This is a genomic window from Streptomyces sioyaensis (genome assembly GCF_004122735.1).
GTDB lineage: Bacteria > Actinomycetota > Actinomycetes > Streptomycetales > Streptomycetaceae > Streptomyces > Streptomyces sioyaensis.
Window position 1 is genome coordinate 1 of the sequence record NZ_SDIF01000163.1, and the last position, 11,129, is coordinate 11,129.

The window sequence follows — 11,129 nt, forward strand, 5'->3', positions numbered from 1 at the left end:
GCACCCTTGGCCTGAATCAGAACCGCCGCCCCGTAACCCTCAGCCCCATCCTTCCCGCGGCGGGCGCGCTCCCGCGTGCGCGGCACCGGCGGTCGGGCGCGGGGAGGGCGGCGCGGAGGCAGCGGCCGCGGCGGGGCCGGGCGCGGGCGGCGGATGCCCCGGGACGGTCCCGGCGCGCGGTGCCGTGAACAGCAGCGGCCGGCCGCGCCCTGCGGCGGCCTTGCCCTGTGCGCACATCGCGTCCCTCTCGACGGAAAGACAAACGGCAGCCGGGGAGGCCCATCCTTCGCACCCTACCCCCTAGGGGTATGGCCCTCCGGATATCCGCCGCCGAACGGGGGACCGGGGCCGGGTCCGGCCGCCGGCCCCGGCCCATCCGCACCGCCCGGACCGGCCGCCTGCGGTCGTCCGCGCCGGTATCGCCGCGGCCCTGTCCACCGGCTGCCTATTCTTGGGCTCTCTGCGCCCTCCGCGTGCCTGCCCGCCCGTGCGTCCGGCCGGGTCCACCCGATCACCTGGATGTCCGTGACCCCGATGAGCCCCCTCCCGCTCCCCCTCCCCGTCCCCGGCCGGTTCCTGCGGGTCGGCGGGGTGCCGCTGCATGTGCTGACCGAGGGGCGCGGGCCGGTCTGCGTCCTCAGCGGCGGTCTCGGCATGGCCTGGTACGACTGGGACGCCGTCGCCGCACTGCTCGCCCCGTACCGCACCGTCGTCCGCTTCGACCGGCCCGGGCTCGGCCTGAGCGCCCCGGCCCCCGGGCCGCCCACCCTCGCCGCCGAGGCCGACCGGATCGCCCAGCTCCTCGACGCGCTCGGCCACTTCGGCCCGGCCACCGTCGTCGGCCACTCGCTCGCCGGCTTCCACGCCGAGGCGTTCGCCCGGCTGCACCCCGCGCGCTGCGCCGGGATCGTGCTGGCCGACGGCAGCATCGAGGACGCGCCCCGGCCCCGGCTGCCGCGCGCGGTGCGGACCGCCGTGGCGGGCACCGTGGCCGCCGCGGTGTCCGCCGCCGGGCTGCCGCGCGCCCTGGGTCCGGCCACCCGCCGGCTGATCGACCGTGCCACGACGGTCGGCGATCATCCGCGGCACCCGTGGGAGCACGCCTACCGCACCAGCCGGGTCCTGCGGGCCTGCGTCCTGGAGAACGCGACCTACGGCCACCAGGCCGCGGAGCTCGCCGCGCTGCGTCCGGCCCGCCCGCTGCCCGCGGCCCCGGTCACCGTCCTCGCGGCGTACGACGGCAGCGAGACGGCGCGGCAACTGCGCTGGCTGGAGCGGCAGCGCGGGCTCGCCGCGGAGCTGGGCGGCCGGTTCGCCCTCGCCGCGCCCGCGGGCCACCTGCTGATGGCCGATGCGCCGGCGTCGGTGGCGCGGGCGGTGCTGGACCTGTCGGGGACGGGGCGGGACGCGGAGATCCCGGAGCGGCCGTGAATATCTTTCGGGTCGTCCCGCGCACGGCGATCCCGCAGTGTCCGTAGACATCTCGGGTCGTCCTGGGCCGCCCCGCCCCCCCACGCCCGGTACCCGCCCGTACCCGCCCTGTGAATTCCGTGGAACGGAGCCGTCAACGCCTGGTCAACGTGCCCTCAGCGCGGGTCCAAGACTGAGCCAAGCCGCCCGATTGCCGCCCCCCGCGGCGCTGAGCCCGCCTGCCGCGGGAAGGATGGGGCTGAGGGTTACGGGGCGGCGGTTCTGATTCAGGCCAAGGGTGCGTAATGTGACGGTAACCCCCTCACGTGATACTGGTGTGCCGAACCACGTTGCCCGATGTGGCTCGACAGGCTGATTGACCTGCAAGGATTGGTGACCCATGGACAAGCAGCAGGAGTTTGTGCTCCGGACGCTGGAGGAGCGCGACATCCGCTTCGTACGGCTGTGGTTCACCGATGTGCTCGGGTTCCTGAAGTCCGTGGCGGTGGCGCCCGCGGAGCTGGAGCAGGCCTTCGACGAGGGCATCGGTTTCGACGGCTCGGCCATCGAGGGATTCGCCCGGGTGTACGAATCCGACATGATCGCCAAGCCGGACCCCGGCACCTTCCAGATCCTTCCCTGGCGCGCGGAGGCCCCCGGCACCGCCCGGATGTTCTGCGACATCCTGATGCCGGACGGCTCCCCCTCCTACGCCGACCCGCGCTACGTCCTCAAGCGCATCCTGGCCAAGACCTCCGACCTCGGGTTCACCTTCTACACCCACCCGGAGATCGAGTTCTTCCTGCTCAAGGACAAGCCCGTGGACGGCTCCCGGCCGATGCCGGGCGACTCCTCCGGCTACTTCGACCACACCCCGCAGAACGTCGGCATGGACTTCCGCCGGCAGGCCATCACCATGCTGGAATCGATGGGCATCTCGGTGGAGTTCAGCCACCACGAGGGCGCCCCCGGCCAGCAGGAGATCGATCTGCGCTACGCCGACGCCCTCTCGACGGCCGACAACATCATGACGTTCCGGCTGGTCATGAAGCAGGTGGCGCTGGAGCAGGGCGTCCAGGCGACGTTCATGCCCAAGCCGTTCTCGGAGTACCCGGGATCCGGGATGCACACCCACCTCTCGCTCTTCGAGGGCGACCGCAACGCCTTCCACGAGTCGGGCGCCGAGTACCAACTCTCCAAGGTGGGCCGCTCGTTCATCGCCGGCCTGCTGCGGCACGCCGGGGAGATCTCCGCCGTCACCAACCAGTGGGTCAACTCCTACAAGCGCATCTGGGGCGGCGCCAACCGCACCGCGGGCGCCGGCGGCGAGGCCCCCTCCTACATCTGCTGGGGCCACAACAACCGCTCCGCGCTGATCCGCGTGCCGATGTACAAGCCCGGCAAGATGGGCTCGACCCGGGTCGAGGTCCGCTCGATCGACTCCGGCGCCAACCCGTATCTGACGTACGCGGTGCTGCTCGCGGCCGGTCTCAAGGGCATCGAGGAGGGCTACGAGCTTCCGGCCGGCGCCGACGACGACGTCTGGGCGCTGTCCGACTCCGAGCGCCGGGCGATGGGCATCGAGCCGCTGCCGCAGAACCTCGGCGAGGCCATCGACCTGATGGAGCGCAGCGAACTGGTCGCCGAGACCCTCGGTGAGCACGTCTTCGACTTCTTCCTGCGCAACAAGAAGCAGGAGTGGGAGGAGTACCGCTCCGAGGTCACCGCCTTCGAGCTGCGCAAGATGCTGCCCGTGCTCTGAGCCACCGCGCCACCGAGAGGCTGACCATGGCACTACCCGCCCCGCAGGGACGGCGGAGCAGCACCTTCACCCGGCTGCTGAGGCACGGTTTCACCGACCCCTCGGCGGCCGGGGAGCTGCTCGATTCCCCCGGCCTCGCCCCCGTACGCGACGATTCGGTGCTGCTCGAAGCGCTCGGTGCCACCGCGGACCCGGATCTCGCGCTGCGCGGCCTGGCCCGGCTGGTGGAGCGGCAGGGCGAGCCGGACGCCCAGCAGACGCTGCTCAGCACGGTCGTCGCGGCGAAACCGCTGCGCGACCGCCTGCTGGGGGTGCTCGGTGCCTCCGAGGCGCTCGCCGACCACCTCGTCCGCCATCCGCAGGACTGGCAGTCGCTGGTCACCTACGAGTCGGTCGATCTGCACCCCACCACCCCCGAGTTCGAGCAGGCGCTCGCCGAGGGCATCTGGGGCGAACACGGCGCCGACCGGCCGCGCGCGGACGCCCTGCGCACCGCCTACCGACGCGCGCTGCTGGGGATCGCCGCCCGCGATGTGTGCGGGACGACCGATGTCGCCGAGGCCGCGGCCGAGCTGGCCGACCTGGCCACCGCCACGATCCGGGCCGCCCTGGAGATCAGCTACGAAGAGGCGCCCGGCGACGCCGCGGTGTGCAAGCTGGCCGTCATCGGCATGGGCAAATGCGGCGGCCGGGAGCTGAACTACGTCTCGGACGTCGATGTCATCTTCGTGGCCGAGGCCAAGGAAGGCGTCGACGAGGCCAAGGCACTCCAGGCCGCGACCCGGATCGCGGCCCGCATGATGCGGCTGTGCTCGGACAACACCGTCGAGGGCACCATCTGGCCGGTGGACGCCAACCTGCGCCCCGAGGGCCGCAACGGCCCGCTGGTGCGCACGCTCACCAGCCATCTCGCCTACTACCAGCGGTGGGCCAAGACCTGGGAGTTCCAGGCGCTGCTCAAGGCCCGCCCGATGGCCGGTGACCTCGGGCTGGGCGAGGAGTACATCGATGCGCTGGCGCCCATGGTGTGGGAGGTCGCCGAGCGGGAGAACTTCGTCGCCGATGTGCGCCAGATGCGCCGCCGGGTCGTCGAGAACATCCCCGCCGCACAGGTCGAACGGGAGCTCAAGCTCGGCCCCGGCGGGCTGCGCGACGTCGAATTCGCCGTCCAGCTGCTCCAGTTGGTGCACGGCCGCAGCGATGCCACCCTGCGCAGCGCCACCACCCTCGACGCCCTGGCGGCACTGGCGGCCGGCGGCTATGTCGGACGCCAGGACGCCGCGGCCCTGGACGCCGCCTACCGCTTCCTGCGCACCCTGGAGCACCGCATCCAGCTCTTCCGGATGCGCCGTACCCATCTGATGCCCGAGGACGAGGGCGAACTGCGGCGCCTGGCCCGCTCGTTGGGGCTGCGCACCGAGCCCGTCGACACCCTCCGCAAGGAGTGGAAGTGGCACGCCCGGGAAGTCCGCCGGCTGCACGAGAAGCTCTTCTACCGCCCGCTGCTCGACGCCGTCGCCACCCTGGAGACCGGCGAGACCCGGCTGTCCGCCCGGGCCGCCGGCCACCGCCTCGAAGCACTCGGCTACGCCGACCCGGTGGGCGCGCTGCGCCACCTGGAGGCCCTGGCGTCCGGCGTGACCCGTAAGGCCGCCATCCAGCGCACCCTCCTCCCGGTGCTGCTGGCCTGGTTCGCGGACTCCGCCGACCCGGACGCCGGACTGCTCAACTTCCGCAAGGTCTCCGACGCCCTCGGCAAGACACCCTGGTACCTGCGGCTGCTGCGCGACGAGGGCGCGGCCGCCGAGAACCTCGCCCGGGTGCTGTCCGCCGGCCGGCTCGCCCCCGATCTGCTGCTGCGCGCCCCCGAGGCGGTCGCCCTGCTCGGCGCCGCCGACGGCCTCCAGGCGCGCAGCCGGGCCGCGCTGGAGCAGGAGGTGCTGGCCGCGGTCGGCCGCGCGGACGGTGCGGAGGCGGCGGTCGCCGCGGCCCGCGGAGTGCGCCGCCGGGAGCTGTTCCGTACCGCCGCGGCGGATGTGATCGGCGCGTACGGCACCGAGTACAGCCCCGCGCACACCGACCACGGCCGCTCCGTCGACGCGGTCGGCTCGGCGGTCTCCGACCTCAACGCCGCGACCCTGGCCGGCGCCCTGCGCGCCGCGGTCCGCGCCCAGTGGGGGGACACCCTGCCCACCCGCTTCGCGGTGATCGGCATGGGCCGCTTCGGCGGCCGGGAGCTGAGCTACGGCTCGGACGCCGACGTCCTGTTCGTCCACGAACCGCGCGAGGGCGCCGACGAGCAGGAGGCCGCGCAGGCAGCCCATGCCGTCGCCAACGAGATGCGCCGGCTGCTCGAACTCCCCTCCTCCGACCCGCCGTTGCCCATCGACGCGGATCTCCGCCCGGAGGGCAGGTCCGGCCCGCTGGTCCGGACGCTCGCCTCCTACGCCGCCTACTACCGGCGCTGGTCGCTGGTGTGGGAGTCGCAGGCCCTGCTGCGCGCCGAGCCGGTCGCGGGCGACGCGGAGCTGGGACAGCGGTTCATCGACCTGATCGACCCGCTGCGCTACCCCGCCGAGGGGCTCGGGGACGAGGCGGTCCGCGAGATCCGCAAGCTCAAGGCCCGGATGGAGGCCGAGCGGCTGCCCCGCGGCGCGGACCCGACCACCCACGCCAAGCTGGGGCGCGGCGGCCTGAGCGACGTCGAGTGGACGGTCCAGCTCCTCCAGATGCAGCACGGCTGGGAGATCCCCGGCCTGCGCACCACCCGCACCCGCGAGGCGTTGGCGGCCGCGCACGCCGCCGAATTGATCGGCACCGAGGACGCCCAAACCCTGGACGAGGCATGGGTGCTGGCCGCCCGGGTGCGCAACGCGGTGATGCTGGTCCGCGGCCGCCCCGGCGACACGTTCCCCGTCGACGGCCGGGAGCTGTCGGCGGTGGCCCGCTACCTCGGCTACGAGGAGGGCCACGTCGGCGAACTGCTCGACGACTACCGGCGGATCACCCGACGGGCGCGGGGTGTGGTGGAGGAGCGTTTTTACGGGGCGTAGGCCCCCCACGTTTTCGGCTTTCCCGCCGTGTGTCTTCTCGCCGTTGCGCTTTGCGGCGCGACCCACGTTGTCGGCTGACCCGCCGTGGGTGTTGCTCGCCGTTGCGCCTGCGGCGGGCTGGGTGGGTGTTGGGTGCGGTGACGGACCTCCGGGGCCTGTTGTGTGGACTGCTTCGCTTTACGTCCACACAACAGGCCCCTCCGGCCCGTCCCCTCCCGTGAGTGGAATAAGTGACGGTGAGTGGGGGTGCACGTAAGAGGAGCTGACAGAAGGTCACTGGCTGGCCAGGGCATTGGGCCCTGCTTGACCTTGACACGGTGACAGGGTCTTCACTCCTTGCCCAGGAGGTGGTCTCGATGACGATCACAAGACAGGACCCGGAGGCGCTCCAGGGGTTGGAGGACGGCCGTTCGTCAGTGCGGCTGCGGTCCGCGCTGGCGGTCGGCACGACGCCTGATCCGCGCTTCGTCGGCAAGCTCATCGAGCGGTGCGCGATCGAGCCCGAGTTCTTCGTTCGCGACATGCTGACCTGGGCGCTCACCCGCCACCCGGTGTCCATGACGCTTCCCGAGCTGCTCCGCGAAGTGCGCTCGGAGCGTACGCAGGCACGGAGCCAGGCGCTGCACACGCTGTCCAAGATCGGGGACCGGCAGGCGTGGCCGGCGATCACCCGGACACTCCTGTCCGACGCCGACGACGAGGTGGCGCGAACCGCCTGGCGGGCCGCGGTCGTGCTCGTGCCGGAAGGCGAGGAGTCCGCGCTGGCCACGGTGTTGGCGACGCAGCTCGGGCGCGGTGAGCGGGAGACGCAGCTGAGCCTCAGCCGGGCACTGGTCGCGCTGGGTGAAGCGAGCGTGCCGGCTCTCCGTTCCGCGACGACGGCCCCTGACCCGCGCATACGCGCGCACGCGCTCGCCACACAACGGCTGCTGCGCGACCCGGACACCGGCTTCGAGTTCGCCATCGAGGAGGCGAAGCGCGTCGTGGCCCTCGGCCGGGAGGGACAATAAGACGTGTTGATCGGTGAGGTGGCGCGACGGTCCGGGGTCAGTGCCCGCATGCTCCGGCATTACGAGTCGCTCGGTCTGGTGCGCCCTTCGGGCCGTACCGGCTCCGGATATCGGGAGTACTCCGGCGAGGACATCCAACGGATCTTCCACATCGAGAGCCTGCGGTCGCTGGGACTGTCGCTGCGTGAGATCGGGCGCGCGCTCGACGATCCCGGCTTCGCGCCCTCGGCACTCGTCGACGACCTCATCCGTCAGACGCGCGACCGCATCGCGGCCGAGACCGAGCTGCTCACACGGCTCCGCCGGATCCATGCCGCGGACCCCGCCGGCTGGGAGGACGTCCTCCAGGTCGTCGCGCTCCTCCAGGCACTGGGGTCGAAGAGCGCCGACGCGCGTCAGCGCGCGGCCCTCTCCTCGGTCGACCAGGTTCCGGTGCCGGTGGAGGCCCTGGTTGAGGCGGCGCTCAGCGAGACGGAGCCGAACGTCGCCGGGGCCCTTCGATGGGCGCTGGCGCGCTCGGGCGACGGCGCCCCGGCCCTGCTGGCCGAGGGCCTCGGCTCACCGGTGGCCGCGGTGCGGGAACGTGCCGTTCAGGCCCTCGCCGAGTTGCCCGCTGGTGAGGCCACCGCGCGCCTGCGGGATGCCTTCGCGCACCCCGACGCCGTCGTCCGCGGATACGCGGCTTTGTCGCTCGGCACACGTGGCGTGTCCGACGCGGTCCCCACCCTCATCGACATGATCGTGGACGGCAGGAACGACACCGATGCAGCCGACGCACTGAGTGTCCTGGCGAGCGACACCGCGACGGCGGACCAGCTCGCGACCAGACTCGTCGACCGCCTCGCCCACAGCACCACCAACGCGCCCGCACGCGGGCGACTGACCCAGGCCCTGGCCGGCATCCCGGGCACGAGGGCCTCACATGCCCTCATGGAGCTGTCACATGACGCGGACCGCCCCGTTGCACTGACTGCGACGTACCTCCTTCAGCTACGCGACGCACCCTGACCAAACCCGCCCACTTACGTGCACCCCCACCCACCGTCACTCACTCCCCCCACGGGAGGGGACGGGCCGGAGAGGCCGGTGTGTGGGACGTAAAGCGAAGCAGTCCCACACACCGGCCCCGGAGGCCCGTCACCGCACCCGACACCCACCCGGCCCGCCGCAGGCGCAACGGCGAGAAGAACCACGGCGGGAAAGCCGACAACGTACGGCGCGCCGCAAAGCGCAACGGCGGGCGCACCGCGCAGCGGGCGACAAACGGCGAGCAACACCCACGGCGGGAAAGCCGACAACGTGGGAAGTCAGGCAAACGCAGCGACCCGCGTCAGCCGATGCGGCAGCGTCCCGTACCACACGCAAGCCACCCCGAAGCCGAAGGCGAGGCACAGCACCCCGCCCACCGCGTCCAGCCAGAAGTGGTTGGCGGTGGAGACGATGACGAGGAGGGTGAGGGCGGGGTAGCACAGCCCGAGGACCCTGGCCCACAGCGGCTTCGCCAGCAGGGCGATGGTGATGCCGCACCACAGCGACCAGCCGATGTGCATCGACGGCATCGCGGCGTACTGGTTGGACATCGAGGCGAGGTTGCCGGACGCCATCGAGCCCCAGGTGCCGTGGTCGACGAGGGTGTCGACGAAGCCGCCGCCCGCCATCAGCCGGGGCGGCGCCAGCGGGAAGAAGTAATAGCCGATCAGGGCGACGCCGGTGGTGGCGAACAGGGCCAGCCGCGCCGCGGCATAGCGGCCCGGGTGCCAGCGGTAGAGCCAGACCAGCACCCCGATCGTCACGATGAAGTGCAGTGTCGCGTAGTAGTAGTTCATCGACACGATCAGCCACGTCACGGAGTCGACCGCGTGGTTGACGCTGCGCTCGACGGCGATGCCCAGGGAGTGCTCCGCCTGCCAGATCCAGTCGGCGTTCTTCAGCGCCTTGGCCTTCTGCTCCGGAACGGCGTTGCGGATCATCGAATACGTCCAGTAGCTGACCGCGATCAGCAGGACCTCGAACCAGAGCCGGGGGGTGCGCGGGGACCTCAGCCGGGCCAACCGGCCCTCGTCCGCCGGACGGTCCGCGGGTTCCCCGGTGGGTGTCGGGGTGGTCGGCGGGCCGTCCAGAGTCCTCGTATTCGCATCACCCATAGGCAGACAGTCTGCCAGAAAGGGGCGTGTCGCCGATCATCCTTCGGTCGGGTATTCGATGCCACATATCGGTCTTGAGGGGGACGCCGGACCCCCGTCGTGCTCGGGGGAGCGCACGTCAAAGAGCCCGCAGCGGCTTCGGGATCCGGGCCGTTTTCGGGGCCGAGGCGGTCGAGCCGCGGACCACCAGTTCGGGGTGGAAGACGAACTCGCTGTGGGGAGCGGGGGTGCCGCCGATCTCCTCCAGCAGCGCACGCACCGCCGCCTGACCCATGGCCGTGACCGGCTGCCGGATCGTGGTCAGCGGCGGGTCGGTGAAGGCGATCAGCGGGGAGTCGTCGAAGCCGACCACGGAGACGTCCCGCGGGACGTCGAGCCCGCGCTGGCGGGCCGCGCGGATCGCACCGAGCGCCATCATGTCGCTGGCGCACACGATGGCCGTCGCGCCCCGCTCGATCAGCGCGCCGGCCGCGGCCTGCCCGCCCTCCAGGGTGTAGAGGGAGTGCTGGATGAACGGCTCCGCCTCGGCCGGGCCGGTCTGCAGCCGCTCCTGCATGCTGCGGACGAAGCCCTCGATCTTGCGCTGCACGGGGACGAAGCGTTTCGGGCCGAGTGCCAGCCCGATCCGCCGGTGGCCGAGCGCGCCGAGGTGGGTGATCGCCAGGTCCACCGCGGCCCGGTCGTCGGGGGAGACGAACGGGGCCTGCACCTTGTCGGAGAAGCCGTTGATGAGGACGAACGGCACGCCCTGGCCGCGCAGCTGTTCATAGCGCTGCATGTCGGCGGAGGTGTCGGCGTGCAGCCCGGAGACGAAGATGATGCCGGCCACCCCGCGGTCGACCAGCATCTCGGTCAGCTCGTCCTCCGTGGAGCCGCCCGGCGTCTGGGTCGCGAGGACCGGCGTATAGCCCTGGCGGGTCAGTGCCTGCCCGATGACCTGCGCGAAGGCCGGGAAGATCGGGTTCTCCAGCTCCGGGGTGATCAGTCCGACCAGCCCCGCGCTCCGCTGCCGCAGCCGCACCGGGCGTTCGTAACCCAACACGTCGAGGGCGGCAAGCACCAACTGGCGGGTGGTGGCGGAGACACCGGGCTTCCCGTTGAGAACCCGGCTGACGGTGGCCTCGCTGACACCCGCCTGTGCTGCGATATCGGCCAGCCGGGCGGTCATGAGGGGGACTGTACCGTTCGGCTGTCAGATTGCCCACCAGGTGCAGCTGTCACCGGGCAGCACCGCGCTCCCGTCGTTGACGGTCACCGGGGTGCTGGCCAGCAGCGGGGTCCCGGGCGCCGGGAAGGCGAGGTCGCGGTTCAGGGTGTTGACGGTGCACAGCAGGCCGGGGCGGTGGAAGGCGAGCACCCCGTCGGGCGCGGACACCCAGGTCATCGGCCCGTCGCCCAGGCCCGGCAGTCGGCGGCGCAGGGACAGCGCGGTGCGGTAGAGCTCCAGGGTGGAGGCGGGGTCGCCGGTCTGTGCGGCGACGGTCAGCGCGCGCCAGTCGGCGGGCTGCGGCAGCCAGCTGCCGCCGGGCCCGAAGCCGTACGGCGGCCGCTCGCCGGACCAGGGGAGCGGGACCCGGCAGCCGTCGCGGAAGCCGTCCTGGCCGCTGGTGTCACCTGCGTCGGCGGCGGGGGCGTCGGCCGCCGGGGCGGGGCGGCGGCCGCGGAAGAACGCCGGGTCCTGGCGGACCTCGTCGGGCAGGTCGGTGACCTCGGGCAGGCCCAGTTCCTCGCCCTGGTAGAGGTAGGCGGA

8 protein-coding genes are annotated in these 11,129 nt (G+C 72.4%); 5 read left to right on the forward strand and 3 right to left on the reverse strand.

Features of this window, described 5'->3' with window-relative positions; genetic code table 11:
- Window positions 1–519 precede the first annotated feature (519 nt).
- From EST54_RS31010 to EST54_RS31030, 5 genes are all read left to right on the forward strand, one after another.
- Window positions 520–1,431 carry an alpha/beta fold hydrolase gene (locus EST54_RS31010; protein ID WP_239013779.1) on the forward strand — a complete coding sequence of 304 codons (912 nt, stop codon included), beginning with the start codon at window positions 520–522 and terminating at the stop codon, window positions 1,429–1,431.
- Window positions 1,432–1,810: 379 nt separating this feature from the next.
- Window positions 1,811–3,172, forward strand: a complete 1,362-nt coding sequence (glnA, locus tag EST54_RS31015) for a type I glutamate--ammonia ligase (protein WP_129251027.1) — start codon at window positions 1,811–1,813, stop codon at window positions 3,170–3,172.
- A 26-nt stretch (window positions 3,173–3,198) separates the two neighbouring features.
- Window positions 3,199–6,225 carry a bifunctional [glutamine synthetase] adenylyltransferase/[glutamine synthetase]-adenylyl-L-tyrosine phosphorylase gene (locus tag EST54_RS31020; protein WP_129251028.1) on the forward strand — a complete coding sequence of 1,009 codons (3,027 nt, stop codon included), beginning with the start codon at window positions 3,199–3,201 and terminating at the stop codon, window positions 6,223–6,225.
- 356 nt (window positions 6,226–6,581) lie between these two features.
- Window positions 6,582–7,235 carry a HEAT repeat domain-containing protein gene (locus EST54_RS31025; RefSeq protein ID WP_129251029.1) on the forward strand — a complete coding sequence of 218 codons (654 nt, stop codon included), beginning with the start codon at window positions 6,582–6,584 and terminating at the stop codon, window positions 7,233–7,235.
- A gap of 3 nt (window positions 7,236–7,238) precedes the next feature.
- Window positions 7,239–8,243 carry a MerR family transcriptional regulator gene (locus EST54_RS31030; protein WP_129251030.1) on the forward strand — a complete coding sequence of 335 codons (1,005 nt, stop codon included), beginning with the start codon at window positions 7,239–7,241 and terminating at the stop codon, window positions 8,241–8,243.
- A 299-nt stretch (window positions 8,244–8,542) separates the two neighbouring features.
- Here EST54_RS31030 and EST54_RS31035 read toward each other — a convergent pair whose 3' ends face one another.
- The 3 genes from EST54_RS31035 to EST54_RS31045 form a co-directional block, all read right to left on the reverse strand.
- Complete coding sequence (locus EST54_RS31035; protein WP_167511634.1) at window positions 8,543–9,379, reverse strand: phosphatase PAP2 family protein; 837 nt, start codon at window positions 9,377–9,379, stop codon at window positions 8,543–8,545.
- A gap of 118 nt (window positions 9,380–9,497) precedes the next feature.
- Window positions 9,498–10,547 carry a LacI family DNA-binding transcriptional regulator gene (locus EST54_RS31040; RefSeq protein WP_129251031.1) on the reverse strand — a complete coding sequence of 350 codons (1,050 nt, stop codon included), beginning with the start codon at window positions 10,545–10,547 and terminating at the stop codon, window positions 9,498–9,500.
- A gap of 24 nt (window positions 10,548–10,571) precedes the next feature.
- The coding region (locus tag EST54_RS31045) for a DUF3459 domain-containing protein (RefSeq protein WP_129251032.1) at window positions 10,572–11,129 on the reverse strand (558 nt) is incomplete at its 5' end.

Excerpts from the sequence above, each read along its gene's own strand:
- EST54_RS31025 (WP_129251029.1), top strand. The coding sequence starts at position 6,582 with ATGACGATCACAAGACAGGACCCGGAGGCGCTCCAGGGGTTGGAGGAC.
- EST54_RS31010 (WP_239013779.1), top strand. The coding sequence starts at position 520 with ATGTCCGTGACCCCGATGAGCCCCCTCCCGCTCCCCCTCCCCGTCCCC.
- glnA (WP_129251027.1), top strand. The coding sequence starts at position 1,811 with ATGGACAAGCAGCAGGAGTTTGTGCTCCGGACGCTGGAGGAGCGCGAC.
- EST54_RS31035 (WP_167511634.1), bottom strand. The coding sequence starts at position 9,379 with ATGGGTGATGCGAATACGAGGACTCTGGACGGCCCGCCGACCACCCCG.
- EST54_RS31020 (WP_129251028.1), top strand. The coding sequence starts at position 3,199 with ATGGCACTACCCGCCCCGCAGGGACGGCGGAGCAGCACCTTCACCCGG.
- EST54_RS31040 (WP_129251031.1), bottom strand. The coding sequence starts at position 10,547 with ATGACCGCCCGGCTGGCCGATATCGCAGCACAGGCGGGTGTCAGCGAG.